Genomic DNA, 25,807 nt, shown 5'->3' with positions numbered 1-25,807 from the left:
CATGTCCCGGCAGGCGTAGGGTCCCACCGGCAAGGACGACCGGGAGCGGCTCGCGCCTCCCCGCGGGCCCTCCGACGAACGAGTGGAGAAGCCGATGGAGCCGCTGGTGTTCCACAGCAGGGACCTGGAAGAGACCGAAACCTTCCTCTCCGGCACCTACGCGGACGTACGGATCTCCACTGCGGGCGGCGACGGCCCCACCAGGACCCGGCTGCTGCGCCGGACCACGCCCGGGTTCAGCGTGAACGAGTTCGAGATCGGCTTCGCGATGCGGTACGCGGCGCAGCCCCTCAACCGGGTCTGTGTGGCGACGGTCCGCTCCGGAACCGTGTCCGTGGACGCGGACGGCACCGGCCCCGACGCCTCCTTCGGGCCCGGCGAGACCTTCCTCCACGCCACCTCGGACAGCCCCTACCGCGGAGCCCTGCACTCCGTACGGCAGACCGCGGTCCTCTTCGACCCCGGCCTCCTCCCGCGGGTCGCCGCCCGCGGCGCCCGGGACCGCAGGCCCGTCCGCCTGACCGGCCGCCGTCCGTTGAGCGCGCAGGCCGGACGGCAGCTCGCCGACACCCTCGCCCACGTCGCGCACATCGCCGCACTGCCCCGGCAACTGCGGACCGAACTCGTGATGGGCAGCGCCGCGCAACTGCTCGCCGCCACCGCCCTCGCCACGCTGCCGAGCACCCTCGGCCCCGACGGCCAAGGACCGGGCGGTGCCGGCGGCCCGGGCCCGGCGCCCGCCGACGGGCGGGACGCCGGAACGGGAACTCTCCGCCGCGCCATCGCGTTCATCGAAGACAACGCCGACCGCGACGTCTCACTCGCCGACATCTCCGCCGCCGCCCACGTCACCCCGCGGGCCCTGCAGTACGCGTTCTCCCGGCACGCCGGGACCACCCCGCTGGCGTACCTGCGTGCCGTACGCCTGGCAGCCGCGCACGCCGACCTGGTGGCCGCCGACCCCTCGACGGGTGCCACCGTGTCGGCGGTCGCCGCGCGCTGGGGCTTCGCGCACACCGGCCGCTTCGCGGCCGCGTACCGCCGCCGCTACGGACGCAGCCCGTCCGCCACCCTCCGCAGCTGAGCCGAGCTGCACCAGGCCGGGCCGAGCTGCACCAGGCCGGGCCGGGTTCGGCAGCCCCCGATCACCCCACAGGGAGTTCGCCGCTCAGCCTGCCGTGCAGGTGTGCGCTGGGCCCGTTGAGGCCGACGATCTCGACGGTCTTGCCGCGCTGCGCGTACTTGGCCGTGACGGTGTCGAGCGCGGCCACGGAGGTCGCGTCCCAGACGTGGGCGGCCGACAGGTCGATGACGACGCGTTCCGGATCGCCCGCGTAGTCGAACCGTCCGACGAAGTCCCCCGCCGAGGCGAAGAACAGCGCGCCGGACACGCGGTGGACGACGCGGGCGCCGTCGGGGTCGGTCACGGAGGTGACCTCCGCCTGCCGGGCGACGCGCTTGGCGAAGACGGCCATGGCGCACAGGCAGCCGGTGACGACACCCACGGCGAGGTTGTGCGTCGCGACCACGCAGACGACCGTGACCAGCATCACCGCGGTCTCGCCGGCGGGCATCCGCCGCAGCGTCCCCGGGGCGACGGAGTGCCAGTCGAACGTCGCCACCGACACCATGATCATGACGGCGACGAGGGCGCCCATCGGGATCTCCGACACGACCGGCCCGAAGACGATGCACAGCACCAGCAGGAACACACCGGCCATGAACGTCGACAGGCGGGTGCGGGCGCCGGACACCTTCACGTTGATCATCGTCTGGCCGATCATCGCGCAGCCGCCCATGCCGCCGAAGAAGCCGGTGACGATGTTCGCAATGCCCTGCCCGACCGACTCGCGCGTCTTGTTCGAGCGGGTGTCGGTGATGTCGTCGACGAGCTTGGCCGTCATCAGCGACTCCATCAGGCCGACCAGCGCCACCGCGAACGCGTACGGGGCGACCGTCGCCAGCGTCTCCAGGGTGAACGGGACGTCCGGCAGACCCGGCACCGGCAGCGACGACGGCAGCGCACCCTTGTCGCCGACGGTCGGTACGGAGATCCCGGCCGCCACCGTGATCAGGGTGAGGGCCGCGATGGAGACCAGGGGCGCCGGGACCGCCGTCGTGATCCGCGGGAAGAACACCATCAGCGCCAGGCCGCCCGCGATCAGCGGGTAGACGGCCCACGGCACGTCCCGCATCTCCGGCACCTGCGCCATGAAGACGAGGATGGAGAGCGAGTTGACGAAGCCGACCATCACCGAACGCGGGATGAACCGCATGAGCCGTGCCACGCCGAGGGCGCCCAGCACCACCTGGAAGACACCGGCGAGGATGACGGCGGCGACGAGGTGGCCGACGCCGTGCTCGCGGCTGAGCGGGGCGATGACGAGGGCGACGGCGCCGGTCGCCGCGGAGATCATGGCCCGCCGTCCGCCGACGACGGCGATGGTGACGGCCATGGTGAACGAGGCGAACAGGCCGAGCGCCGGATCGACGCCGGCGATGATCGAGAAGGAGATCGCCTCGGGTATCAGGGCCAGGCCGACGACGAGACCGGCGAGGATCTCGGTCCGCCACACCTTCGGGTCGGAGACCCAGTCGGGCTTCAGGCGGCGCAGTCGTGCGCCCGCGGCCACGGCGGGAGCGGCTGGAGGGGCGGCAGACGTGCCGGAGGCAGGAGGGGCAGCAGGGGACAAGGAGAACAGACCTGTCGTACTCGGGCACGCCCCGATCGGCAGCCGGGACACGCGGAGGAGGCGGAGACCGGGGCCGGCACACGGCGTGCGGCCCCAAGAAGCGGAACCGGAGGAGAGGAAGCAGACGGGGACGCCGGGAATGGCGCCGACCGTACGCACCGTGCGGTGCGGCCGCTTCCCGGCTCACGGCCTGCGGCGAAACGTCACGGCGGGCAGGCGGCGGCGCCGGACACCAAGGGCTCGCGCACGCTGCTCTCCTGCGGAATCGGACCTTCTGCGGGGGCGCCGTCGGCCCCGACACGGCAACGGCAGGACGGCAGCGGGCCGCCCCGGCCGCCGACAACTCTACCCTAACGTTAGAGTAGGGATCGGCGGCGCCCCCACTGGCACGGGCCGACGGGCGCGGAAGGACCGGAGGACCACGGACGTGGACGACAACGGCGGCAACCACACGGGCACGAACAACACCACCGCCCGGCACATGCAGATCGGCGAGGTCGCCGCCCGGACCGAGCTGTCCCTGCGCACCATCCGCCACTACGAGGAGACCGGCCTCGTCACCCCGTCCGCCCGCTCGCAGGGCGGCTTCCGCCTCTACACCGAGGGCGACGTCTCCCGCCTCATGGTCATCCGCCGCATGAAGCCGCTCGGCTTCACCCTCGACCAGATGCGCGACCTCCTGGAGGCCACCGACCGCCTCGACGGCGGCGCCGCCCTCGACGCCGAGGAGCGCGGGGCGCTCCTGGACCGCGTACGCACCTACCAGCAGGCCGCCGCCGAGCAGGTGGAGAGGCTCCGCGTCCAGCTCGCCCGCGCGGAGGACTTCGCCGACACGCTGCGCGCCCGCCTGCCCGAAGACGCTCCCGCGGCCCGCGCCTGAGCCCGGGCGGTATCAGAACCCGTCGCCCCACCCGAACGTCACCTTGTACGCACGCTGCAGTGCGTGCCGGCCCCGGTCCCCGTCGAGGTGGAACCAGGCCAGGGCGGCGCCGAACCAGAGCAGGAAGGCGCCCGCGACGAACCCGAGCGCGGAAGGGAGCGGGCAGAGCGACGGAACGGGCTGATGAGCGGCGCCAGGTCCGGTCTCGGTAGCCGGCTAGGCCGGGCCCTGCGTCTTGTGGAGGATCCGCAGCTCTGCCGGAAGACGGCGACCGGGCGGGCACCGACACCACTGGAGGGGGATAATCTTCTTGAATCGTCCATCTGGCTTGGGGGCCGTAGGCCGGTGCCTCCGTGGCCTTGACCGGGGACGGAGCTGATCAGAGTGCTGAGCAAGGGGCGCGGGCACTCCGTGTCGGGAAGCGCCGTGTCGAGGACCGCCGTGGCGGGAGCGATGCTCGTGGCCGGGCTGGGGACCGTCTGCTCCGGTGGTGGCGCCCGCGCGGCGGACGGCGCGGCCGACGACGCGAACGGCAGAGTCACCATCGTCTACGAGGACGGCGCCGTGAAACCGGAGAACCGGGACGCCTACGACGTGATCCGGAAGTCCCGCGTACTCGAGCAGAGCGCCGACTGGGTGAACGAGCGGGTCGCCCTCCCGCACGACCTGGTCGTCAAGGTGACGGACAAGGTCCCGCCAGGGGTCACCGACGCCGTCACCCAGCCCGACGGCCGCACCGTCTACATGCCCCCGGCCTTTCTGACCGAGTTCCGGGACGTGTTCGAGGACGTGGTCAAGGACGTCAAGCGGCCTGCGGTGTTTCCCGCGGACCGGTACAACGCCGACGACCTAACCGCGCTGGCGGGCCAGTTCATCTTCGGCCACGAGCTGGGCCACGCGCTCCAGCGCCAGTTCATGCTGGCCAACCTCGGCCTCGAAGAGGATGCGGCCGACGGGTTCGCCTCCTTCCAGACCGTCAACGGCGCCGGAGCGAACCCGTCGCTGGCGGCCGCGATCCTCTTCGACGAGATGGCCCGGAGGCAGGGTGAGCTGTCGCTGGAGGGATTCTCCAGCGACCACCCCGTCACCCAGCAGCGGGTCTTCAACTTCCTCTGCTCGCTGGACGGGAGCGACCCGAAGAAGTACGAGGGACCCCTGGTCGACACCGGCTACCTGCCCAAGAGCCGGGCCCCGCTGTGCCCGCAGGCGTGGGCCATGCTGGATCACGGCTGGTGGACCCAACTCCAGCCCCACTTCGCAAAGGCCTTCAAGGCACAGGGCGACAAGGAGCAGGCCGCCGCGCGCGCCCACCTGATCACGGAGACCGAGGCCCTCGCCGAGAAGTTGGACGAGTACCGCACCAGCCAGACCGGCCAGTGAGGCCCGCGGCCCACCCTGGAGTCGGGAAATCTGCGGGATGACGAGCTGCCGGGGGAGCGGGAGAACTGCTGGTAGTGCTCTGGTTGTTCGCGGTGGTGGTAGTAGGGGGTGCGGAAGGTGGCGCCGGCGCCTTGGTAGGCGCGGTCGGCGAGCACGAGGATCTGTCTGGTGAGGCAGGCCTGGACGATGCCGTGGGCCCGGGCCGCGGTCAGGTCGTGGGTCCTGCCTGGCGTCGCGCGGGAGAACCGGAGCGGTGTGCCGTCGGGCCGGGCGATGACCTGCACGTTCATGCCGTGCTTGCGGTGTTTCATCGAGTAGTACGGCTCGTCCGCGCGGATCCGGTCGATGGGGATCAGGGTGCCGTCAACGATGACGTGGTCGCCTTCGCCGAGGCCGGTGAGGGCTTCGTGGAGGCCGGGCGCCCAGCCGGCCACTGCCACGCTCGACATCCCTCATGAGCTCGTCGAGCATGTGGCCTGGCTGCTGTACGAGCACCGCCAGGCCCGCAACACACGCTGGCGCAAGCTCGGCTGCTTCCAGCAGGCGCTCCTCGCACTGGTGCACCTGCCTAAGAACGAGACGTTCTCGCAGCTCGGAGCCGGTTTCGGGATATCCCAGGCCACCGCCTGACGGTACGTCGACGAGACCTTGAACATCCTACTGAACCTCTTTCATCCTGTGCTGGAGGGTGAAATGGGCTGGTCAGTGGGTGTGGTGACGAGGCAGCGCCCCTCGTCGTTGGCGTGGTGACTTCACTCATCACACCGGCGAGCGAAGGGGCCCTGTTGGCGGTGGACGACGGCTTCGGAAGCGTCGGGGGCTTCGTCGTCGCGGCGGCGCAGGGGTTTGGCGGGCATGTGCCGGGGCCGCCTCCTGCTGTTCAGCGGCGTGCGGAGTCGAAGGGGCGACGACGGCGACGGCGTGGTCGGCAGCGCCCTGGTGCGGAGAGACGCTGGCGACACCGATGACGCCGACGCATCCGGCTGCCAGGACTCCGGCCGCGGCGGTGACGGCGATCCTGGCCTGCAATGCCTTCTGTCGCGGGCGGTCCGACGGGAAGTGGAACGGTGCTCGTGTGTCACGCGGGGGTGGGCCCTTCTGGTCGGGAACGGGCGGGCAACCCCACGCAACACGATCACCGGCGGGGGCAGCAGACCGGCGAGGGCAGCTCTTGGGGCACACCGCTGCCCGCCCAGTCCGCGGGCGACGGCGTGACCGTCACCGCCCGCGGCCCCCGGGGTGGACGCCGACCCTCCTGCGGTGCGCCTACTGCGGGCCCGCCCCCGCGCTGTCGTCCCGGTCGGGGGTGCCGGCGGGCTTCGCGTAGAGGATGTCGCGTGCCTGTTCCGCGGCACGGATGAGGCTCTCGGTGACGAAGTCTACGAAGCGCGCGATGTTCTCGAGGCGGGCCGCCGCCGGCGTGTCGGGACCGAGGATGCCGACGCCCTGGCGGGCCACCACGACGAGTTGGGCGGTGGAACGGGCGCTGGCCAGCATCGACTGGTACCAGACGTCGTCGTCGACGATGTAGCGCTCGCGGCGGCGTTCGTCCCGCTCCCGGCGTACGAGGCCCTGCTCCTCCAGGAACGCGATCGCCTTGGAGACGGACGCCGGGCTGACATGGAGGCGCTGGACCAGCTCGGCCGCGGTGAGGCTGCCGGCGTCCGTGGTGTAGAGGCACACCATCACACGGGCCATCATCTTCGGGACGCCCGAGCCCATGAGGACGGTGGTGAACTCCTCCTCGTACCGGCTTACCGCCTCGGCGTCGCGGCCGTGGGGCTGCGGGGGCGTCGGCGCGTTGCGCGGGGCGGCCTGCCGGCGGCGCTGCGCGCGCTGCTCGGTGGCGCGGTGCGCCAGGTCGGCGCGGTAGGCGGTGGGGCCGCCGTTGCGCATGACCTCGCGTGTGACGGTCGAGGTCGGGCGGCCGAGCCGCCGGGCGATCTCCGCGTAGGCGAGGCCGTCGGCCAACCCGAGAGCGATCTGCTGGCGTTCCTGCTGGGTGAGCCGGCCTCCCGGCATGACGGCCTCCTTTGTGATCCGGAAGTCCAGTATAGCGTTCATGCGCAGTTCATTGCAACGCAAGCCGGTCGATCGTTGCGTTATTTCTCATCCAGATGCAACGATTAAATGGCTTTGAGCTGCATATATGAACTCAAAGCGCAACGAGCCCGTTGCCTGGCCCTCGAATGCAACGTAGCTTTCTCGCATCGGAAACAGCGCGCCGCAAGGGCCCGCCGCATCACTTCAGGGAGAACCCGCCATGCACACCTTCGCCACCCCCGCCCCCGTCTCCGTGGTCCTGGACGTCCCGGCGGGCAACATCCGCTTCATCGCCGCCGACCGGGCCGACACCACCGTCGAGGTGCTGCCCGCGGACGCCTCCAAGAGCCGCGACGTCACCGCCGCCCAGGAGACGGAGGTCGCCCGCACCGACGGCGTCCTGACCATCACCACCCCGAAGAAGAAGGGGATCCTGGCCGGCTCCGGCTCCGGCTCCGGCTGCGTCGAGGTCACCGTCCGGCTCCCGGCCGGCTCCCACGTCGAGGCGAGGACCGCCTCCGCCGAGTTCCGCGGCGTCGGGCGGCTGGGCGAGGTCGCCTACGACAGCGCGCACGGCACCGTCAAGCTCGACGAGGCCGCCGGCGCCCGCCTCACCCTCCAGGCCGGCGACATCACCGTCGGCCGCCTGGGGGGACCGGGCGAACTCCGCACGCAGAAGGGCGACCTGACCGTCACCGAAGCCCACCACGGCACCCTCACCCTGCGCACCGAGCACGGCGACATCACCGTCGGTGCCGCCCGCGGCACCTCGGCCTCCCTTGACGCGGGCACCTCCTACGGACGCATCCACAACGCCCTCGCCAACACCGACGGCGCCACCCCGGCCCTCACCATCCACGCCACCACCGCGTACGGCAACATCACCGCCCGTGCTCTGTGACACCGCGCCCACCACACGGCCGTGAGGAACCTGCCGCGGCGCCCGTACCCCTTCAGGGCGTCGCGGTCGGTCAGGAGCACCGGTCGGGGAGATGGGCGGGGAGCACGGGTTTGCGGAGCTCCGACGTCGTCCTGAGGCGTGGTGCCATGCCGTCCGAATAGCCCCTGTGACTCCCGTCCAAGGCGATCACACGAGCGCAGCCGATCAACGCCCGTTCGTGCATCGAGCTGTTGGTACCGAGTGCCAGTCGGAGTCGAACTGCTCGACCCGCAGGGGCGAAGCTCTCGGGTTGATGGTCCCTGCGCTCCGACGGGCACATCGTGGCCGCGAAGCCGGTCCGGCCGTCGCCGATCTGCGAGGAGACCGGCGCCTGGCCCGCGCCTCACACGGTCCGCCCGGGCTCCACATGGGCTGCGATGCGGGCGATCGTGGCGGCGTTGTCCACGAAGAGATGGGCCTGCATACCCGCCGCGCGGGCGGCCTCCACGTTCACCGCCACGTCGTCGACGAAGAGGCAGTCCTCCGGACGCACGTCCAACCGGGCGCATACGGTGTCGAAGGCGCGTCCGTCCGGCTTGCCGATGCCGATCTCGTGCGAGTAGACGATCCGCTCCACCAGTTCGTCGAAGCCGTACCGGGCCGTCTCCCGCTCCCGCGCGCCGACGAAGCTGTTGCTCAGGATGCCCAGGCGGCATCTTCCGCGCAGTCCGCCGACGTAGGCGATGAGCTCCGCGTTGGGTGTGCCCAGGTACTCGGCCCAGAGGTCGCCCATGAAGGCCTCGACGCCCGTCGCGTCGAGGCCGAGGCGCGTGGCCGCCTGCTCGTGCACGTCCCGTTCGCCGATCTCCCCGACGCTGCCGGCACGCCAGACGTCGCCCATCCGCTCGTCCACCGTGCCGGGCGGCAGCCGCAGCCTCTCCTCCCACCTCTGCACCCACCCCGTCTCCGGGGTGAACTCGAGTACGCCGCCGATGTCGAGGATGACGCAGGTCCCGGTCACATGAACTCCCCTTCCCGCGCTGTTCGCGCGCGATGTCGGGGACTACTGTCACCTTGCCCCCAGGCTCTGGATCAAGCGGTCATGCCACCTTGTGACAGCTCTGTCGCAGGCCCCGCACGCCTCCGACCGCAGCACCACGCCGACGGCGTTCATCGGATGGTCATACGGCAGGTGAGGTCACAGGCGCATCGGCGTCGGCTCGGGCGCTGCCGGAAGCGGATCCCCGAAGGCTTCGCGGGCTGTGGCGAGCACCGCCGAGGCGAGGGCGCGCGCCGCCCCCGCCGTACGGTCGCGGATGCGGGACGGCTCGGCCGCGAGACCGTGCGCCCGGATGTCCGCGTCGTGCGGAACGTGCACCACGGCGGCGGTATGCGGAGCCAGCATCGTCGCGGCCGCCCTGGCCACCGCCGGGAGGTCCCCGTCCGAGGCGGCGGAGAACGCGACGACCGTACGGTCCAGGGGCACCCCGCTGCGGCGAAGGACCTGCACGGCCTGTTGCAGCAGGTGTACGCCGCCCGCGGTGGGCTGCGCGCACAGGACGGGCACGGCGTACGGGAGGTCGTACCAGCCCCTGGTCAGGCCGGGACTGCCCGCCCAGTCGGCCGCGGCGATGTCGTGCGCGAGGGGGTGGGCGGTGTCGGCGACGAGGACCTGCCAGCCGCCGGCGGCGGCCAGTTGGTACCAGGCGGCGGGGTCGGCGGGGAGGCCGAGCGGGGCGGCGTTCCCTTCGCGGGAGTCGGTCAGCACCGACCAGCGGCCCGCAGCCCCTTGCCGGACCGTGGCCGCCTCGCGGATCGCGGCCCGGCTCAGCGGCCGGTCCGGGGGGAGCGCCCCGAGTCCGCCGCCGCCCTGGGTGCCCGCCGTCCAGGCGGGCCAGGGGGAGCTGAGCCGCGCCGACAGGTCGGCGACGACCGTGTCGCCGAGCCGCGCCAGCGCGTCGGCGAGCAGGCAGGCGACGGTGGACCGGCCGCTTCCGCCGGCGGCGGCCATCACGGGCAGCACGAGGCGCGCCGATCCCGGGATCTCCGCCGACGCCAACTCGCCCATTCGTATGAATCCCCCGAGCCGCACGCCCCGACGAAGGACGTCACTTCGTGTGAATTTCGTATGCACGGTATTCCCGCGCCGCGTCGTACCGTGAGCGGCTATCGTGACCCTACGCGACGGACCGCTCACCGCTCTGCGACCGCAATGGGAATAGTGTCACGACCTGTGGGGAGATCGCGGTGGATGCAACCACCGGTCGCAGTGGTCCGGTTGCCTCCGGCAACAGCACATCCCCGCTGACCGGGCCCGGTCCGTGGTCCGTACGCGAGCCGGCGGAAACCGTGGCCCCCGGCTGACCCGATAGACCGGCATCCGCAGGGAGGTGGAGTGGTGGGCGAGGACGCGGTGTACCTGCCGTGGGGCGTGGTGACCGCGGACTTCTGGAGGGGCTCGCCGGAGCCGCCCCCCGCCCGCCCGGACGTTCCCGCCCGGATCGCCGTCATCGCCGCCCTCGCCGCCGAAGGCAGCCTGGACCAGGCGGTGCTGCACGCCGAGCAGCTCGACGCCGCGTACGAAGCCGTCGGCGGAGCCCCCACCTCCGCCCTCGCGGACATCCGCGAGGTCCGCGGCTACCTCGCCAGCCTGGCCGGCGACACCGGAGCGGCGGTCCGCTGGTACCTGCACGCGCTCCGCCTGCGCGCCCGCATGCAGGGCCCCGCGCACCCCGACACCGAGGCCGCGGCCCGCCGTACGTACAGCCTCTGGCGCACCGTCACGGAGCCCGCCCTCGGCCAAGGCCTCGGCGCGGAACTCCTCGCGACGGTCGTCGCCGTCCAGGGCCCGGGCAGCGCGGCCGCGCGCCGTATCCGCGCCGTCCTCGCCGACCCGGGGCCGGACTGGTCGCACGACACCCCGACCGGACTGACGGCGTCCTGGGAAGACGCCTTCACCCTCTGGGAGCGCGACGACCCCTGACGCAGCAGCCAGGCGGCCGGACCGCGCCGCCGCTCACCGGTCGGACTGCCGGGCGCGGAACTCCGAGCGCAGGGCGTCCAGGATCTGTGCGGGCTCCTCCAGGCCGTGCCGGCGGCAGCGCCTGGCGGCGGCCGAGAGGCGGGCCATCGCCTCCGAGGCCCGTCCCAGGCCGTTGTACTCGATCACCGCCGCCAGCCGGACGGATTCGGCGCGGGGCACCTCGCCGTCCTCGCCGTCCCGTTCGTGTGCGGCGGCGGACTCCTCCGCCTCCGCGAGGGCGTCGGCGAAGCGCTCGGCCGCGGCGAGGACGCGGGCCCGCTGGTAGTGGATGGCACCGGTCTCGTACGCGTGGGAGAAGCCGTCCGTGTCCTGCGGCACCGCCGCGCACACGGCGTCGGCCTCCGCCAGGTGGGCGAGCGCCGCCGTCAGCCCCGCCGGCCCCTCGGCGTCCTCCGCGTCGGTGCGCTCGCCGAGCGGGGTCAGCCGGGCGAACTCGCACATCATCCGGATGATCACCGGCGGATTGGCCGCCTTCGCGTGCGCGTCGACGGCGCGGGCGTACGCCGCGCGGGCGGCGTCCCAGCGGTCGGCCGCCGCCAGCGAGACCGCGGCCTCGGACGCCACCAGCGTCAGCACCGCCGGATCGTCCTCCCAGCCCGCGACGGTGTCCGCCAGCCGCAGGAACACCTCCGCCGCAGCCCGGTGCTCCTCCAGCCCCCGCAGGCCGCGCCCGAGGGTGAGCCGCACCTGCGCGTGCAGCCGGTCGTCGAGGACGCCCGGCTCGGCCGTGTCGACGGACTCCAGAACGGCGACGGCCTCCTCCGGCCGGCCCGCGCGCGCGAGGACGTCAGCGAGCTGGAGCCGTATGTCGGCCGCCGCGTCGTGCGCGCCGCTCCGGTCGTGCCGGGCGGCGGCCTCCGACAGGTGCCGCACCGCGGTGGCGGCGTCGCCGACGTGTGAGGCCGCGTGTCCGAGCATGGCGTGCACGGAAGCCAGCGGGAAGTCGGAGGCACCGTGCCGTACGGCGAGCGCGATCACCTGGTGCAGCGGGTCCAGGGCTTCCCCGTACTTGCCCTGCGCGAACAGCGTCTGGGCGAGGATCGACCGGGTGCGGATGCCCGTCCAGGGGCGGCCGGACGCCTCGACCTCCTCCAGTGCTGCCCGCAGGCACGCCTCCGCCCGCTCCGGCTCGCCGCGGCGCAGCGCCAGGTCCGCCGTGAACTCCAGCGCGCCCGCCTTGCGGTGCGGTACGGACAGCCGCTCGGCCTCGGAGCGCAGGAACGCGACGGTCTCCTCGAACCGTTCGAGGGCGGCCGCGGAGACCTCCGGCAGCTCGGCCACGGCCTCGTGGTAGGCGGCGTACGCGCGGAAGTACACGACGGTCAGGTACTGCTCGGCCGCGTCGGCCGCGTCGGCCGCGTCGGCCGCGTCGGCCGCGGCCGCCGGTCCGTCGGGGCGTGCGGCGGGGCCCGGGGAGCCGGCCGACGCGGCCAGCTCCTCCGCCTCGCGCAGGACCGCGTCGAGGCCGGCACGGATCACGGCCCGGTCCGCAGCCCCGTCATCGGACCCGGACCCGGAGCCGGAGCCGGCATCGGAACCGCCCCTGGTCTTGGGTACGGACGCCCAGGCGAGGGCCCGCGCCCGGCAGACGAGCGCGTCCCACGGCAGCCCGGCCGCGCCGAACAGTCCGGCGGCCTCCGTCATCGCGGCCGTGCCCTCGGCCTCCCGGTCGTCCCCGAACAGCTCGTACGCGCGCTGCTCGACGACCTCGGCGCGCAGGCGCCCCTCCGGGCCGAGCCGGTCGTCGTGCGCGTACCCGTCCTCGCCGACCACGGCGGTGATCCGCTGCCACAGCGGCGTGTCGCCGGGGTGCCCCAGCGCGGCCATCCGCCGCGCCTCCCGCACCAGTTCGACGAAGTCCTCGGGTATCGCGGGCGCAGCCGGAGCCGCAGAGGCGCTGCCACCGCCCCCGCCGGTCCCGGTCACGGCGGTCACGGCGGCCGCGGCGGCCGTACGCAGCCCCAGCGGCAGCGGTTCCCCGGTCAGCGGCGCGCACGCCAGCCGCGCGCGCCGCCGGTCGCCGACGCCCGTCGTGCCGTTGCGCGCGTCGAACGCGGCGGCCAGGGACTCCGCCTCCGCCCGCACGGTCTCCAGCAGCTCCCCCGCCGTCCAGCCCCGCCCGGGCGGCCCGGCCACCGGCGTGTCCGCGTGCCCGTCTCCGACGAGCCGGGCGAGCAGCACCTCCACGCCGGTCAGGAACCCGAGGCGGGACAGCGGCGCGCCGACCGCCTCGAAGAGCGGCCGGTTCTCGGCGAGGATCTCCAGGCCGCGGCCCTCGTTGCGGGTGAGCGCGCAGAACTCCAGGTGCAGCCCGACCTCCTCCTGCATGCCCGTCAGGCCGCGCACCCGCCGGTAGCCGCTCAGGTGGTGCGAGCGCGCCTCGTCCGGGCGGCCCGACCGCACCAGCGGCAGCAGCGCCTGCGCCTGGCTCATCTGCGGTTCGTCGGAGCAGGAGGAGTCGCCCTCCAGGACCGGCCGCCACATCTCCAGCGCCGCCGCGTCGTCGCCGGCGCGGACCCGGTGCAGCGCGTGGTGGCGTGTCTCGCACGCCTCGCAGTCGCTGAGCCGGGTCCGGGGCCGGGTCGCCCACAGGTCGTAGGCCGCGTCCGCCCCCGCGCCGGAGTGCGCCGCGACGTGGTACCGCATCGCGGCCACCGGCTGCACGCCGTGGCCGTCCGCCTCGTACCGCTCCCGCATCCGCCCGATCCAGCCCTCGATCGTGGCCAGCGGCACCTCGGGCACCTGGAGCAGCGACGTCGCGACCCACTTGAAGCGCCACAGGACCTGGTGCGCCTCCCATTCGCTGAACGCGCCGGGCGCGTCCTCCCACAGCTTCAGCAGCCGCGCGAACACCACCGGCGACTTGCGGTGCTCGCCGGTGTTCTCGTAAGCCGCCATCAGCTCCATCAACGCCGTGACCAGGATGTCCGGCTTGTCGAACGGCTCGGCGGCCTCGACCAGCTCCTCCGCGGTGACGGTGCGCTGCAGGCCGTACGGGCGCTCGTTGTTCTCGCGCAGCGCTTCGAACACGGCCTCGGGGGTGTCCGGCATCTACTGCTCCTTCCGGGGCTCGTGGGAACCGGGAGCGGACTGTGCGCCGCCGGGGTGCATGGCGTGGGTGAGGAGGCTGATGAACGCCCGGTTCAGCAGGGCGCTCTCGTTCGCCTTCAGGGGCCGTCGGCTCAGCAGCAGCGCCTGCCCCAGCAGGGACTCGGCTGCGGCGACGGCGAGCCCGCGCTCGGTGATCGTCACGGCCTGGCGGACCAGCGGGTTGAGGTGGTTGAGGACGAGCTGCGCGCGCGGGGTCTCGCTGCGCAGCGAGCCGAGGATGTCGGCCCACAGGCCGTCGCTGTCGGCGGCCAGGCCGGAGCGGGTCCGCTCGTGGCGGGCCTCCCGGTTGTCCAGCAGCAGCACCGGTGCGGTGACCGGCTGGAAGTCGCGCAGGACGACGTCGCAGTCGTGCGCGGCGACCGTCTCGCGCGCGACGGCGAGGAACGCGGCGGCCCGGATCTCCGCGGACGGGTCCACCGCGTCGAGGTGCGCGGTGACGGTCGCCGGGTCCAGGTCGGTGACGGCGGTCCCGGGCCGGATCTCGGGCAGCCGGTGCACCAGGTCGCGGTCGTACGTGTACCCGCCGTTGACGACGCCGAGGCCGGCGGCGGAGGCGATCGGGGCGACCTGGCGGAACTCCTCGACGCTGCGGGTCACGAGGACGGTGGGGTGCGTCCGCGCGAACTCCTCCAGGGTGACGTTCCCGTCGGTCGTCTCGAACGGCAGCCACGGGAGGACGATGCGCAGCAGCTCGTCGTCGTAGCGGGCGAGCGCCTTGACCGCGAGGTGGTGGACGTCGACGAACCGGTGCAGCAGCGCCGGATCGCTCGCGGCGAGGCCGGTCAGCCAGTCGCGGATGCGGACGCCCAGTGCGTCCCGTACGGCGGCCAGGGTGCCGTCCTCGTACAGGGCCTCCCGGGAGGCCGTCGGCCGCAGGCTCGTCGTGTCGATGACGCAGCGCACGAAGAACGCCCAGTCGGGCAGGAGCTCGGACGCCTGGTCGCTGAGCAGCATCCCCTTGAGGTGGACGCGGTGACCGGCGCGCTGGGCCGGGCTCAGCGCGGTGGGCAGGACGTACGCGACGCCGCGCAGGCCGGCGGCCGGCAGGTCGAGCTCGATGGTGTCGAGGGGCGTGAAGTCGAAGACGGAGCGGCAGTACGCGGTCAGCGCCTCGCGGCGGGCGAGCGGCGAGCCGTGCTGCCGCTGCCACGGCGGGGCCTCGTCGATGCGGGTGCGCGCGCCGTCCTCGTCGACGACGGTCACCTCGTGCGGCAGCAGGCGCCCGTAGTGGCGGGCCAGCTCGACGACCCGGCCGTGCGCCGTCCACTCGGCGTTGTCGGCGCGGGGGGTGAGCCGGACGGTGGTGCCGGGCTCCGGCACCGAGCCGGCCGGGAGGGTGCGGATGGTGTAGCGGCCGTCGGAGTGGCCGCGCCACTCGACGGCGGGCGCGGCCGGGTCGGCGGCGTGCCGGCTGACCACGGTGATCTCGTCGGCGACGACGAAGCAGGCGAGCAGGCCGATGCCGAACTGGCCGATGAAGTCCCCGCGCTCGGCGGCCAGCCCGGCCCCGTCCAGGCCGCCGTCCGCGGTCCGCTTGGAGCTGCGGCCGATGGTCGCGAGGAAGCGGTGCACGTCGGCCTCGGTCAGGCCGATGCCGGTGTCGGTAATGGTGAGCGTGCCGCCCGTCCGCACGGTGATCGCGGCGGGCGCGCCGGGGTCGGCGGCCCGGCGGGCGGTGATGGCGTCCACGGAGTTCTGCAGGAGTTCCCGCAGGTAGACGCGGGGGCTGGAATAGAGGTGGTGGGACAGCAGGTCGACCAGGCCGCGCAGGTCGACCTGGAAGGTGTGGGCGGATGCGGAGTGCGACACCTGTACGGGATCTTTCGTTCGGCGCGCCGCGCGGGGCGGCGGCAGGACGGGGCAGGAGGTCTGGGTCGGCCCGGGGTCAGGCGCCCACGGAGGACCGGTAGTTGCGGTAGGCCGCCACGGGGTCGCCACCGTTGATGTAGTACCAGGGGAACTCGGAGACGACGCCGCCGGTCGCGTCGAAGCAGCGGCGGGCGTACTCCTTGTCCCCGGCGAGCGCGAACGCCATGGCGAAGGTGTTGCACACCTGCACGCGGCCGTCGCCCTGCTCGAAGTCGGGGTGCAGGAGGGACCGGTCGGCGGCCTCCCGCAGCGAACCGACGACATCGGAACCCCGCATGTACCGCGCGCGCGCCTCGCCGTGGAGGTCCAGCCAGTGCTCGATGTGCGCGACGGCGACGAGCTGCCCGAGCAGGCTGCCCCCGGGCGCCTTGAGCATCGACGCGCGGGCGAAGGCGTGCATCTCCTCGTGCGAGCCGCCCCACTTCCGGCACACCTGCTGCAAGTGCTGCTGGTGGGCCCGCAGATGGAACGGGTCCCGCCGCACCGCCGCCTCGAACCGCCGCTGCGCGACGACCGGCCCGAATTCCAGGCCTCGGCCGCTGGTCAGCAGCACCTGCCAGGGCGAGACCCAGTCGGGCTCGCGCTCGGCGGCCCCGTAGAGAAACGTTTCGGCACGGCGCAGCCGCTCGTGGAACACCTCGAACTGCGCCCGCGACACGTCCTTGGCCCGCGCACCGGTCCGGGCCTCCCAGCCCCAGCCCACGTAACGCGTCCCGGCGACCAGCAGCGGCAGCGCCGAGTCGGGCTCGGCCGCGATCGCCCGGTGGATCCACTCCTCCACCCCGGCGACCTCGGAGACCGTCCACAGCATCCCCGCCCGGGCCCTCTCGGGCCGAGCGGCGAGCCCGTCCCGTACGCCCGCCCAGTCGCCCGCCTCCGCGGCCTCCCGCACCTGCGTCACCGCGGGATCGCCGCAGTCCTTCTCCAACCGCACACCGGCCCTGCCGACCCACCGCCTCAGCGACAGCCCCGCCCCCCGGAGCAACGCCATACCCACCCCTTGCTCGTCCTTCTTCACGTCCATGACCAGGGCCGATGCCAGACCGCCCCGCAAACCCAGTGAGTATCACGCCCCACGGACAACCACACAAACGCTTTCCCGCCCCGCCCCCCACATTGGCCGACAACCCCAACACACCGCCTCGAACCCGCTCCCGGCCGAGGCCGTCCGGCCGGGGCGCCTACGACTTGCGGCATCGGTCCAGGGGAGGGGGTGGCGTCGGTCTGTGGCGTGATGTGGGGTACAGGGGGGCCGGGGTAGCGTCGGAGGTGGCGGTGCGCAGTGCGTACGGCGGTCCTCGGTGAGTGCGAGCGGACGGGTGGTGTGGTGGCGGTGGGCGCTGGCGGGTGGCAGGGGGAGCTGCTCGACCTCGAGGGGTACCTCGGGCGTATCGGGTTCCGGGGGGAGCGGGCGGCTACCGAGGGCGCGCTGCGCGAGCTGGTGCGCGGGCATGTGACCGCGTTGCCGTTCGAGAACTTCGATGCCGTGCTCGGCATGCCCATACCGCTCGACGTGCCCCACGTGCAGGACAAGATGCTGCGGCGCCGCCGGGGCGGGTACTGCTACGAGCACGCCGTGCTCTTCGCCGCCGCGCTGGAGAGGCTCGGGTTCCGGTTCACCGCGCTGCACGGCCGCGTGACTCTCGGCTCGGAGAAGGTCACGCCCGCCACGCACGCCCTGCTCCTCGCCGAAGTCCCCGGCGACGACCGCCGCTGGCTGTGCGACATCGGGTACGGGGCCGGCCCCCTGGAGCCGCTCGAACTGGTCGACGACGCCCGGTCCGAGGCCGGAGGATGGCCGTTCCGGTTGGAGCGGAGGCCGGGGGAGTACGGCATCGACCACTGGTGGCTGCACCACCGCGGGCCGCACGGCTGGGTCGACCGGCACACCTTCACCCTCACCCCGCAGCACCCCGTCGACTACGTCGGCGGCAGCCACTACGTCGGCACGCACCCCCGGTCGCCCTTCACCCGCCGCGCCTACGCCCAGCGGTTCGACGGCCGCAGCCACCGGATCCTCGACGGGGACGAGTGGACGACCGTCCTCCCCGACGGCAGCCGCACCAGCCGCACGGTGCACCCGCGCGACCTCGGACGGGTGCTGGGGGAGGAGTTCGGCATCGTCCTCGACGAGGACACCGCGGCGCGGCTCGCCCGCAGGACGGCCGCCAACACTCCGTCATCCGCGTGAACTCCGCCCCCGCGGCCGAACACGTTCTGGTCTTCGGGGTCGGATACGACCCAGCACCGGCCGCGAGGGCTGAACCACCCCGACTCAGACACGCTGCACGCCTTCTTCTGGGCGGCCCCTGCCGAGTCCTTCGACGGCCTGCTGGCCGCCTGGAACCGCGAGGACGACCTGGCCGCGGCGCCGTTCGAGTCCACCGACCCGCGACTCGTCGCGCAGACGCGGGCCTGGGTCGCCGAGACCCAGCGGGAGACCGGCCGCCCCGCGACCGTGATGGTCGGCTCGGTCGAGAACGGCCAGTGGGTGAACTGGAACCTCGCCGGCCTTCCCCGCCCGCCCCTCCCCACCTTCTGACGAGAGGTCACCATGAGCACACCCGGCAACGGCATCTCCATCACGCACGCGCTGGAGCCGCACGACTGGTCGAACGAGGAGACGGCCGCCTACGAGGCGGCGATCGAGGCGGTGAACGGCGCGGTCGGCGCCTACAGCGCCCGCATCGCCGCCGAGGAGGCCAAGCCCCACCCGGACCCGGCGGTCATCCAGGAGGCCCGCGCGGCCCAGACCCGGCTCGCCCACGAGCGCGAGGCGCTGCGCTCCAGCGACCGGAAGCAGATCGCCGAGGCCCGGCAGCGCTACGCGCAGCTCGCCCGCGAGGTCCGGGACGGCGCCGCATGATCGACCCGGCCGAAGTCGCTCGGCACCGGTTACCGGAAGCGGAGAACCAGCGGAACTTCCGCGAGCGGATCGTCCCCGACCTCCTCGCCGGACGTGCGCCTCAGCAGACCCCTACCGTGGTCTTCCTCGTCGGCCAGCCCGGCGCCGGCAAGAGCCGGTGACCGAGATGGTCGCGGCCGCCCTCGCCCAGCACGGCGGGTTCGCGGACATCGACAGCGACCTCTACAAGCCCTACCACCCGGCCCACGATGCGCTGATGGCACGGGACGACACCCTCATGGCCGCCTGCACCCGGGCCGACGGCCGGGCATGGATGGCGCAGGCCGAGGCATACGTCCGCGCCCACGGGCTCCACGCGATCATCCAGGAGACCTCGCAGAAAAACGCCCAAGCCGTGGAGGACAGGATGCGGGCCTACCGGCAGGCCGGCGTCCCGTCGGGCGCAATGCGCTGTTGACGCGGACTCCTGCGCTGCTCAGCCTGGCGAAGAAATCGACATCCCGCAGCGCATGCGGGCGGCCGGCGCGGAGTCGGGCGGCGGCGTCGTCACGTCGGTGTTGTGTCGGCCCGAGCACCTGGAGAAGCTGGGCGACGCTGGCGGGCCAGGCCCTTGACCTGGCCCGCCGGACCATCGCGGGCCTCACCCTCGTGGGCACCCACCCGCCCGACGGACGCGACGGACCTCCTCTGACCCCGCGACCGGCCGCCCGCCCGCTGTCAGCGCCCGTACAGGCACCGCCGCTCCGCCGCGTACGTGCCGTCCGGCAGGACCGCGTCCGTGAGCTCGAACTGCTCGGCCGCGCCGGACGGGCCCGGCCACACGAGGACGGCCCCCGCGGGCCGGCTGCTGGGGAGGTGGACGGGCTGCCCGTCGGCGGCGCGGGCGCCGATCAGGGTGTAGGTCCGCAGCACCCCCGCGCCGGGAACCGGCTGCGCCGTGGGCCGGGCGGCGGCCCGGCGCCCGCGGGCCCGGTGCAGGAGGAAGCACACCAGCGCGACCGTGAAGCCGCCGAGCGCTTCCGCCGTCCAGCCGGTGAGCACGTCGTACACCGCCATCACTTTCCCCGCCTTCCGCGTCGTGCCCGACCGCCCCGGTCGGCGCCCGCGGCGCCCGGGTCCTTGGCGGACGAACGGTCGCGCCAGGTGGAGCGCTCCCCGCCGCCGAGCCGCTCGCGGAGGGCGCCGTAGCACTCGCTGAGGTAGGGGCCGGCCTGCTTCGCGGCGAGAGCGACGAGCACCGTGTAGGGGTCGGGCTCGGCCAGGAGGTCGACGGCGCCCTCGGCGACGGCTTTCAGAGGCACCTCCTGGAGGACCTTGTACAGCCCGAACAGGCCGACGCCCGGCAGCGCGATGAGCGCACCCTTCGCCGCGGCCTCCCGCAGGAGGGCGAGGGCACGTTCCGCCTGTGTCTTGACCGTCGACCCCGGCCGCTCCAGCACGGTGCCGGCCGCAGCCGCCGGCACCTGGAAGGCCTTGTGGACGACGACCGCCTCCTGCTGGCCGACAGGCAGGCGGGAGAGCGCGGAGTAGAGGACGACCTTGTCGACGACCGCCTGCGCCGGATCCGCGGTCGCGCCGAGGCACGGGTCCTCCACGAGCGCGGCGGAGGCGTGCCTGACCGTGAGCGCGTAGCCGTCCTTGGTCACGATGCGGTAGGCCGCACACTTCTTGTGGATCTTGTTGCGGGCGGTGGTCCAGATCGCCCGCTCCGGCCGCTCCCACTGCCCGAAGTGCCGGTACGCCTCGACCATCACCTCCTGAGCGATGTCCTCGGCGACCTCCCAGTGGTCCTCGTTGTCGGGCAGGAGACCCCTCAGCCTGTCCAGGCAGAAGGCGCGCACCCGCGGCTGGTACAGCCGGAAGAAGCGGTCCCAGTCGTCGAAGTGGTGCAGGCAGCGGTCGCACCAGCGCGACGGGTCGAGGTACTCCGCGGTCACGTCCCCGGCCCGGTCCGGCGGTTCGGCCAGGTCCAGCAGGTCGACGGGAGCGGTGCAGCCCAGGCACGGTGTGGCCGCGAAGGACAGGTCCATCATCTCGGTTCTCCTCACGACCGCCCCGGGTGGGTCGGTCGCCGTGGGTGAGGCACAGGGAACCCGATTCGGACGGGGCCGGAGAGAAGAACTTCGAAAAATCTTGGAACGGCGCCCCGCCGCGGGCCGAGCCGCCATGGCCGAGGGGCAGCCGGGCGAGCCGGTACCCCGAAGGGGCACCGGCTCGCCAGCGGAGGGGGAACCTCACACCATCAGCAGGAGGCGGGTCTGGGGGACCAGCTTGCGGTTGACGCTCGTGCTCTGCACGAAGATGGTGAAGTCGTCGTTGTGGTCGGGCTTGACGCGGACCTCCGCGTCCGGCAGGCCCAGCAGGGCGCGGGCCTCCGGGCCCGAGTACACCTTGTCCGTCTTCTTCTCCAGCACCGCGATCTGCTTGCGCGCCTGGATTTTCTCCGACTTGCTCAGCTGGTAGAAGGCCGAGCCGTTCTTGAAGGTGCGCCCGCATTCCACGACCCATTCGCGGATACCCGCCTCCCGCGCCACCGGAATGAGCTCGTACCCCGAAGGATCCACCGCGGTCAGGCCGGCCGCCTTGATGGTGGCCTCGTTCACCGCGTCGCCGCCCGTGGAGAAAACCGCCTTCGAGCCGCGAATTCCCTTCGTGCGGCCCACCATGAACTTCTCCGTGGCCTCCCGGATGACCTCGCCGGCCTCCTCCAGGCCCTGGGTGCTCGTGGCGTCCCAGACGGCGATGTTGTCCTTCGGGAAGCCGCACTGCATGGCCTCCCGCTTGCCCATCTGGTCGGGCACGAGGACGGCGAGCGTCCAGTTGTCGTCCTGCGTCTCGATCATCTTCGACACCGCCTGCACCAGCGCCTTCGGGCTCTTGGAGGGCGCGTCCGCGCAGCGGTGGCTCGCGTTCTCCTGGCCGTCCGTCAGGATGAACGTCAGGAAGCTGTGGTCCCCGTACAGCTGGGCCGTCTGCGCCAGCTCCCGCTGCGACTTCAGCGTCGCCGCCAGCAGCGCCGTCATTCCGCCGACCCGGTAGAGCTTCTTCAAGGACGGCATGCGCAGCACGTCCTTGTCGTAGATGATGCACTCGACGGTGTTGGAGAAGACGTACACCGTGACGCGGGTTTCCTGGTCCAGTTCCCTGGAGCGGCGGGCCAGGTATTCGATCTGGCGGTCGGCGACTTCCACGACCTTGCCGTTCAGGTGCGACATCGACGAACTGGCGTCCAGTACAAGGGCAACATGGTTGATGTAGTTCTGGTTTCCGGACACGACCGCTCCCCGCCTTTTTCTTCCGAACCGATGTCCTTACTTTGTCACCCCCCACTGACAATCGACCCGGGCGTCGGTTCCGGCCCGCGCTCACCCCGCCCGCCACCGGCCGAACCGCTCCCCGCAGCCGCCGTCTGCCGCCGCCCGAACCGGGCCCGGTACGCCGACGGGGTGATGCCCGTCTCCCGGCGCATCAGCGTCCGCAGACGGGCGGCGGTTCCGAGCCCGCTGCGCCGCGCCACCACCTCCAGGCGGGCCTCGCCCCGCTCGATCAACCGGCAGGCCAGGGCGACCCGTTCCGCCGTGAGCCATGCGAGCGGTGTCGTTCCCAACTGGGCCCGGAAGCGGCGGTGCAGCGTCGCCGGGCTGACCGCCGCGCGCGCCGCGAGATCGGACACCGACAGCGGCGCGTCCAGGCGCTCCTGCGCCCACGCCAGCAGGGGTGCGAGGGACTCGTCGGGCAGGTCGGGCACGGGGCGCTCCACGAACTGGCGCTGTCCGCCGTCGCGATGGGCGGCGAAGACCAGGCGGCGGCTCACGGCGTTGGCGACCTCCGCGCCGTGGTCGCGGCGGACGATGTGCAGCCCGAGGTCCAGCGCGGCCGCGCTGCCCGCCGCGGTGAGGATGTCGCCGTCGTCCACGAACAGCACGTCGGGCTCCAGCCGTACGGACGGGAAGCGCGCCCGGAAGGAGTCCGCCCACTGCCAGTGCGCGGTGGCCCGGCGCCCGTCGAGCACCCCGGCCTCGGCCAGGGTGAAGGCGCCGCTGCAGAAGCCGACCAGGCGCGCACCGCGCGCATGGGCGCGGCGGACGGCGTCCAGCACGGCGGGGCGCCGCGGGACCTCCACGTCGGGGCGGTTGGGGACGATCAGGGTGTCCGCCGTCTCGGCCGCTTCCATGCCCGCGACCCCCGTCAGGGTGAAGAACCCGTCCCGCATCGGGGTGCGGGGCTCGGGGGAGCACAGCGCGAACTCGTACAGGTCACGACCGATCTCCGGCCGGCGCAGCCCGAACACCTCGGTCGCGCAGCCGAGCTCGAAGGGGTTCGAGTTCGCGTCGACGACCACGACGACCCGGTGTGCGCCCGCCGGGCGCGGTGCGTGCGAGGATCCATGCGGCATGTGCGATTCCTAGCACTCACACCGCCTGCGCGGAACCGCGGAGGATGGGCCCATGAGCAACGCACCCGTCTCCCTCGCCAAGGCCCTGGCCTCCTTCGACGCCCTGTGGAGCCCCCGCATCGTCACGCAGGTCAACGACTACGACGTGCGCATCGCCAAGGTCGAGGGCGAGCACGTCTGGCACGCACACGACGACACCGACGAGTTCTTCCTCGTCCTCGACGGAGAACTGCACATCTCCCTGCGCGAGCCCGCCGGGGAGCGCACGGTGCTCCTCGAACGGGGCTCGGTCTTCACCGTGCCCCGGGGCACGCAGCACAGGCCGTACGCGCCGTCCGGCGCCGCGATCCTCATGTTCGAGCCCACGGGGACGCCGACCACCGGCGACCGCCACGACGAGGTACCGGCCCACGTCGACGTGACGACCGGGCACGTACTCGGCGCACTCGGAACCTGAACCGGGCCCGGGTGGGGCGCGGTTCAGTCGTCCGCCGGGTGGACCACCTCCGCGCCGCGCTCCCGCAGCGCCTCGACCGCAGGGGAGTCGGCGGGGGCGTCTGTGACGACGATGGCGATCTCCTCCACGGAGCAGATGCGCCCGAGCGCGGCGCGGCCCAGCTTGTCGGCGGTCGCGACGAGGACCACGCGCTGGGCCGAGGCGACCGCGGCCCGCTTCACCTGCACGTCGTCGAGGTTGTAGGCGGTGGCGCCCTGGACGGGGTCGATGCCGCAGCAGCCGAGGACGAACGTGTCGAAGCAGAGGTCGCGGAAGGTCTCCACGGGGGTCTGTCCGTGGAAGGACAGCTCCTCGGGGCGCACCTGGCCGCCGGGCAGGACGAGCTGGATGCCGGGATGCGCGGAGAGGGCGAACGCCGCGTGCAGCGAGAGGGGTGAGACGGTGAACCGCCGGCCGGCCATGGCCTTGGCGACGGCCACGGCGGTGGTGCCGGTGTCGAGGGCCACGGTCTCGCCGTCGGTGAGCAGGTCGACCACGGCACGGGCCAGCCGCTCCTTGGCGTGCGTCCCGGACAGGGCGCGGACGGCGTAGGGCGGCTCGACGCCGCCGGGCAGGGCGCTCACCGCGCCGCCGCGGACCCGGCGCAGCGCGCCCCGCGACTCCAGTACCTCCAGGTCCCGGCGGACGGTCATCTCGGACGCCCCCGTGGCCTGGGCCAGCTCGGCGACGGTCGCGCGGTTCTGCTGCATGAGCAGTCCCACCACGAGCTTGTGCCTCTCCATCACGTTCATGTGTCCGTTTCTACCCCAGGTGCGACCGCGACGATCGCTTCCCCGAGTCTTTCAAACATCGAGGCTGTTGAAACGAACATTCCCAGTGCGCAATCTGTGAGAGGTGGTGTGAAGTTAGTGCTGTATTGAACGATCAAGATGTTCATTCGTACGCAACCGATGAGGAGACTGATGTCCGCCACCCGTGGGGGAGAGCCGCCCGAAACGGCGAGGCCCCTCCTCACCACCGTCGCGATCGTCGCCTCCTGTGTGGCGTTCGTCGTGATCGGCGCCCTCCAGGCGCTGTACGGCCCCGCGATCCCGGCCCTCCGGGAGGAGTACGGCATCAGCCCGGCCGTCGCCGGCCTCAGCCTGAGCGCCCACTTCGCCGGCGCGCTCCTCGGCGTGCTGGTCTACCACGTGCTGCGCGGCCGCCTGAACAACCGCGTGCTGCTCGGCGGCTCGTACGTGCTGATGGCCGCCGGATCCGCCGCCTTCGCCTTCTCGCCGAGCTGGATCCCCGCCCTTGCCGGCACCTTCGTCATCGGCCTCGGCTTCGGTGGCATCGACTACGGCCTCAACCAGCTTTTCGCCGTCGGCTTCGGCCACCGCAGCACCGCCATGCTCAACCTGCTCAACGGGCACTTCGGCATCGGAGCCATCGCCGGCCCCGCCCTGATCGGCCGGCTCGGCGCGGAGAACTACCCGGGGATCTTCCTCGGCATCGGCGTGCTCAGCCTGCTCATCCTCCTCACCCTCGGCGGCGTCGCCGCCCGCGAACCCGAACCCGCCCCCGCCGGGGGCACTGCCGCGAGCGGCGCCCGCGTCATGCCGATCATCGCGGCGTTCATCGGCATCTACGTGCTCCACGTCGCCATCGAGACCGGCGTCGGCGGCTGGGAGCCCACCCACCTGGAGGCCGTCGGCTACGGAGCCGCGACCGCCGCCACCGCCACCTCCGCCTACTGGGCGGCCATGACCGTCGGCCGCTTCGTCGTCGCCCCGCTCAGCCTGCGCTGGTCCGCCCCCTCGATCCTGATCGTCTGCTGCGCGGGCATGGCCGGCTTCCTGCTCCTGGCCACCGTCCCGGCGTTCGCCCCGTACGCGTACGTCGGCGTCGGCCTGATGATCGCGCCCATCTTCCCCACCTGCCTGCCCTGGCTGAACCGGGCCGTCCCCGGCGTGGCCGCGGCCGGCGCGTACGTCATCGCCGCCTCGATGATCGGAGGCGTCGCCTTCCCGCCGCTGCTCGGCGGGGTCATCGACACGATGGAGGTGAAGACGGCGCCGCTGGTGCTGTTCGCCCTCGCCGTCGTCTGCGGCGTGCTCAGCCTCTGGCTGCGCCGCCACGCCCCCGACCCCGACGGCCTGCCAGACCCCCGCGGCGCGGGCCGACCCGAAGCCGCCACCACACCGTGA

23 protein-coding genes and 2 pseudogenes are annotated in these 25,807 nt (G+C 73.0%); 12 read left to right on the top strand and 13 right to left on the bottom strand.

From position 1 onward, the window contains the following. The first annotated feature begins 106 nt into the window (after positions 1-106). Positions 107-1,084, top strand: coding sequence for a helix-turn-helix transcriptional regulator (locus ACZ462_RS21855; protein WP_468252616.1), 978 nt, complete (start codon positions 107-109; stop codon positions 1,082-1,084). Positions 1,085-1,145: 61 nt separating this feature from the next. Here the strand turns inward: ACZ462_RS21855 and ACZ462_RS21850 are convergent, their stop codons facing one another. After that, positions 1,146-2,633 carry a SulP family inorganic anion transporter gene (locus tag ACZ462_RS21850; protein ID WP_467803076.1) on the bottom strand — a complete coding sequence of 496 codons (1,488 nt, stop codon included), beginning with the start codon at positions 2,631-2,633 and terminating at the stop codon, positions 1,146-1,148. A gap of 541 nt (positions 2,634-3,174) precedes the next feature. Here ACZ462_RS21850 and ACZ462_RS21845 point away from each other — a divergent pair. Together ACZ462_RS21845 and ACZ462_RS21840 are read left to right on the top strand one after the other, a co-directional pair. Then, complete coding sequence (locus ACZ462_RS21845) at positions 3,175-3,573, top strand: MerR family transcriptional regulator (protein WP_467803264.1); 399 nt, start codon at positions 3,175-3,177, stop codon at positions 3,571-3,573. A gap of 426 nt (positions 3,574-3,999) precedes the next feature. After that, positions 4,000-4,953 (top strand): DUF4344 domain-containing metallopeptidase, encoded by a 954-nt coding sequence (locus ACZ462_RS21840; protein ID WP_467803074.1) that lies wholly within the window; start codon positions 4,000-4,002, stop codon positions 4,951-4,953. 14 nt (positions 4,954-4,967) lie between these two features. Here the strand turns inward: ACZ462_RS21840 and ACZ462_RS21835 are convergent. After that, positions 4,968-5,387: pseudogene (locus ACZ462_RS21835) on the bottom strand (transposase family protein); the annotation flags it as partial. Between ACZ462_RS21835 and ACZ462_RS21830 the strand changes: the two are divergent. After that, positions 5,323-5,580: pseudogene (locus tag ACZ462_RS21830) on the top strand (helix-turn-helix domain-containing protein); the annotation flags it as partial. The pseudogenes ACZ462_RS21835 and ACZ462_RS21830 sit on opposite strands and share 65 nt — an antisense overlap. Before the next feature lie 639 nt (positions 5,581-6,219). Here ACZ462_RS21830 and ACZ462_RS21825 read toward each other — a convergent pair. Next, positions 6,220-6,975, bottom strand: a complete 756-nt coding sequence (locus ACZ462_RS21825; protein ID WP_467803262.1) for a GbsR/MarR family transcriptional regulator — start codon at positions 6,973-6,975, stop codon at positions 6,220-6,222. Between the two features lie 241 nt (positions 6,976-7,216). Between ACZ462_RS21825 and ACZ462_RS21820 the strand changes: the two genes are divergently transcribed. Next, a complete protein-coding gene (locus ACZ462_RS21820) occupies positions 7,217-7,897 on the top strand; it encodes a DUF4097 family beta strand repeat-containing protein (protein WP_467803073.1) in 681 nt (226 codons plus the stop codon). A 382-nt stretch (positions 7,898-8,279) separates the two neighbouring features. Here the strand turns inward: ACZ462_RS21820 and ACZ462_RS21815 are convergent, their stop codons facing one another. Then, complete coding sequence (locus ACZ462_RS21815) at positions 8,280-8,897, bottom strand: HAD family hydrolase (RefSeq protein ID WP_467803072.1); 618 nt, start codon at positions 8,895-8,897, stop codon at positions 8,280-8,282. Positions 8,898-9,074: 177 nt separating this feature from the next. Continuing rightward, a complete protein-coding gene (locus tag ACZ462_RS21810) occupies positions 9,075-9,944 on the bottom strand; it encodes a hypothetical protein (RefSeq protein ID WP_467803071.1) in 870 nt (289 codons plus the stop codon). 330 nt (positions 9,945-10,274) lie between these two features. Between ACZ462_RS21810 and ACZ462_RS21805 the strand changes: the two genes are divergently transcribed. Further along, positions 10,275-10,859: a hypothetical protein gene (locus ACZ462_RS21805; RefSeq protein WP_467803069.1), complete on the top strand. Its 585-nt coding sequence runs from the start codon at positions 10,275-10,277 to the stop codon at positions 10,857-10,859. Between the two features lie 33 nt (positions 10,860-10,892). Here the strand turns inward: ACZ462_RS21805 and ACZ462_RS21800 are convergent, their stop codons facing one another. The 3 genes from ACZ462_RS21800 to ACZ462_RS21790 form a co-directional block, all read right to left on the bottom strand. Next, positions 10,893-13,970: a hypothetical protein gene (locus ACZ462_RS21800; protein WP_467803068.1), complete on the bottom strand. Its 3,078-nt coding sequence runs from the start codon at positions 13,968-13,970 to the stop codon at positions 10,893-10,895. Next, a complete protein-coding gene (locus ACZ462_RS21795) occupies positions 13,971-15,839 on the bottom strand; it encodes an HSP90 family protein (protein WP_467803066.1) in 1,869 nt (622 codons plus the stop codon). Between the two features lie 76 nt (positions 15,840-15,915). After that, positions 15,916-16,890, bottom strand: coding sequence for a hypothetical protein (locus ACZ462_RS21790; protein WP_467803064.1), 975 nt, complete (start codon positions 16,888-16,890; stop codon positions 15,916-15,918). A 291-nt stretch (positions 16,891-17,181) separates the two neighbouring features. Between ACZ462_RS21790 and ACZ462_RS21785 the strand changes: the two genes are divergently transcribed. The 4 genes from ACZ462_RS21785 to ACZ462_RS21770 all read left to right on the top strand — a co-directional run bounded on the left by ACZ462_RS21785 (position 17,182) and on the right by ACZ462_RS21770 (position 19,222). Beyond that, a complete protein-coding gene (locus ACZ462_RS21785; RefSeq protein ID WP_467803063.1) occupies positions 17,182-18,090 on the top strand; it encodes an arylamine N-acetyltransferase family protein in 909 nt (302 codons plus the stop codon). A 363-nt stretch (positions 18,091-18,453) separates the two neighbouring features. Continuing rightward, positions 18,454-18,765: a hypothetical protein gene (locus ACZ462_RS21780; RefSeq protein ID WP_467803061.1), complete on the top strand. Its 312-nt coding sequence runs from the start codon at positions 18,454-18,456 to the stop codon at positions 18,763-18,765. Further along, the gene (locus tag ACZ462_RS21775; protein ID WP_467803060.1) at positions 18,762-18,926 is read left to right on the top strand and encodes a hypothetical protein; all 165 of its coding nucleotides are present in this window, start codon (positions 18,762-18,764) and stop codon (positions 18,924-18,926) included. Before ACZ462_RS21780 ends, ACZ462_RS21775 begins: the two co-directional genes overlap by 4 nt. 5 nt (positions 18,927-18,931) lie before the next feature. Beyond that, the gene (locus ACZ462_RS21770; protein ID WP_467803261.1) at positions 18,932-19,222 is read left to right on the top strand and encodes a zeta toxin family protein; all 291 of its coding nucleotides are present in this window, start codon (positions 18,932-18,934) and stop codon (positions 19,220-19,222) included. A 260-nt stretch (positions 19,223-19,482) separates the two neighbouring features. Here the strand turns inward: ACZ462_RS21770 and ACZ462_RS21765 are convergent, their stop codons facing one another. The 4 genes from ACZ462_RS21765 to ACZ462_RS21750 form a co-directional block, all read right to left on the bottom strand. After that, a complete protein-coding gene (locus ACZ462_RS21765; protein WP_467803059.1) occupies positions 19,483-19,821 on the bottom strand; it encodes a hypothetical protein in 339 nt (112 codons plus the stop codon). After that, on the bottom strand, positions 19,821-20,798 hold the full coding sequence (locus ACZ462_RS21760; RefSeq protein WP_467803058.1) for an RNA polymerase sigma factor: 978 nt from the start codon (positions 20,796-20,798) through the stop codon (positions 19,821-19,823). The genes ACZ462_RS21765 and ACZ462_RS21760 overlap by 1 nt, the downstream gene beginning before the upstream one ends. 201 nt (positions 20,799-20,999) lie before the next feature. Then, the gene (locus ACZ462_RS21755; RefSeq protein ID WP_467803057.1) at positions 21,000-22,040 is read right to left on the bottom strand and encodes a VWA domain-containing protein; all 1,041 of its coding nucleotides are present in this window, start codon (positions 22,038-22,040) and stop codon (positions 21,000-21,002) included. A gap of 44 nt (positions 22,041-22,084) precedes the next feature. Next, positions 22,085-23,161, bottom strand: coding sequence for a helix-turn-helix domain-containing protein (locus tag ACZ462_RS21750; protein WP_467803055.1), 1,077 nt, complete (start codon positions 23,159-23,161; stop codon positions 22,085-22,087). A gap of 52 nt (positions 23,162-23,213) precedes the next feature. Here ACZ462_RS21750 and ACZ462_RS21745 point away from each other — a divergent pair, with 52 nt between their 5' ends. After that, positions 23,214-23,618: a cupin domain-containing protein gene (locus ACZ462_RS21745; protein ID WP_467803054.1), complete on the top strand. Its 405-nt coding sequence runs from the start codon at positions 23,214-23,216 to the stop codon at positions 23,616-23,618. Between the two features lie 23 nt (positions 23,619-23,641). Here ACZ462_RS21745 and ACZ462_RS21740 read toward each other — a convergent pair whose 3' ends face one another. Next, positions 23,642-24,409, bottom strand: a complete 768-nt coding sequence (locus ACZ462_RS21740; RefSeq protein ID WP_467803053.1) for a DeoR/GlpR family DNA-binding transcription regulator — start codon at positions 24,407-24,409, stop codon at positions 23,642-23,644. A 171-nt stretch (positions 24,410-24,580) separates the two neighbouring features. Between ACZ462_RS21740 and ACZ462_RS21735 the strand changes: the two genes are divergently transcribed. Then, positions 24,581-25,807, top strand: a complete 1,227-nt coding sequence (locus ACZ462_RS21735) for an MFS transporter (protein ID WP_467803051.1) — start codon at positions 24,581-24,583, stop codon at positions 25,805-25,807.

This window comes from Streptomyces sp. NPDC031121 (assembly GCF_055570615.1).
This window is presented reverse-complemented; position numbering and strand designations above follow the sequence as displayed.

What these genes read in the sequence shown, in the direction of transcription:
- ACZ462_RS21845 (WP_467803264.1), top strand. Translation starts at nt 3,175, where the DNA reads ATGCAGATCGGCGAGGTCGCCGCCCGGACCGAGCTGTCCCTGCGCACC.
- ACZ462_RS21825 (WP_467803262.1), bottom strand. Translation starts at nt 6,975, where the DNA reads ATGCCGGGAGGCCGGCTCACCCAGCAGGAACGCCAGCAGATCGCTCTC.
- ACZ462_RS21820 (WP_467803073.1), top strand. Translation starts at nt 7,217, where the DNA reads ATGCACACCTTCGCCACCCCCGCCCCCGTCTCCGTGGTCCTGGACGTC.
- ACZ462_RS21810 (WP_467803071.1), bottom strand. Translation starts at nt 9,944, where the DNA reads ATGGGCGAGTTGGCGTCGGCGGAGATCCCGGGATCGGCGCGCCTCGTG.
- ACZ462_RS21800 (WP_467803068.1), bottom strand. Translation starts at nt 13,970, where the DNA reads ATGCCGGACACCCCCGAGGCCGTGTTCGAAGCGCTGCGCGAGAACAAC.
- ACZ462_RS21790 (WP_467803064.1), bottom strand. Translation starts at nt 16,890, where the DNA reads ATGGCGTTGCTCCGGGGGGCGGGGCTGTCGCTGAGGCGGTGGGTCGGC.
- ACZ462_RS21780 (WP_467803061.1), top strand. Translation starts at nt 18,454, where the DNA reads ATGAGCACACCCGGCAACGGCATCTCCATCACGCACGCGCTGGAGCCG.
- ACZ462_RS21775 (WP_467803060.1), top strand. Translation starts at nt 18,762, where the DNA reads ATGATCGACCCGGCCGAAGTCGCTCGGCACCGGTTACCGGAAGCGGAG.
- ACZ462_RS21770 (WP_467803261.1), top strand. Translation starts at nt 18,932, where the DNA reads ATGGTCGCGGCCGCCCTCGCCCAGCACGGCGGGTTCGCGGACATCGAC.
- ACZ462_RS21765 (WP_467803059.1), bottom strand. Translation starts at nt 19,821, where the DNA reads ATGGCGGTGTACGACGTGCTCACCGGCTGGACGGCGGAAGCGCTCGGC.
- ACZ462_RS21760 (WP_467803058.1), bottom strand. Translation starts at nt 20,798, where the DNA reads ATGATGGACCTGTCCTTCGCGGCCACACCGTGCCTGGGCTGCACCGCT.
- ACZ462_RS21750 (WP_467803055.1), bottom strand. Translation starts at nt 23,161, where the DNA reads ATGCCGCATGGATCCTCGCACGCACCGCGCCCGGCGGGCGCACACCGG.
- ACZ462_RS21745 (WP_467803054.1), top strand. Translation starts at nt 23,214, where the DNA reads ATGAGCAACGCACCCGTCTCCCTCGCCAAGGCCCTGGCCTCCTTCGAC.
- ACZ462_RS21740 (WP_467803053.1), bottom strand. Translation starts at nt 24,409, where the DNA reads ATGAACGTGATGGAGAGGCACAAGCTCGTGGTGGGACTGCTCATGCAG.
- ACZ462_RS21735 (WP_467803051.1), top strand. Translation starts at nt 24,581, where the DNA reads ATGTCCGCCACCCGTGGGGGAGAGCCGCCCGAAACGGCGAGGCCCCTC.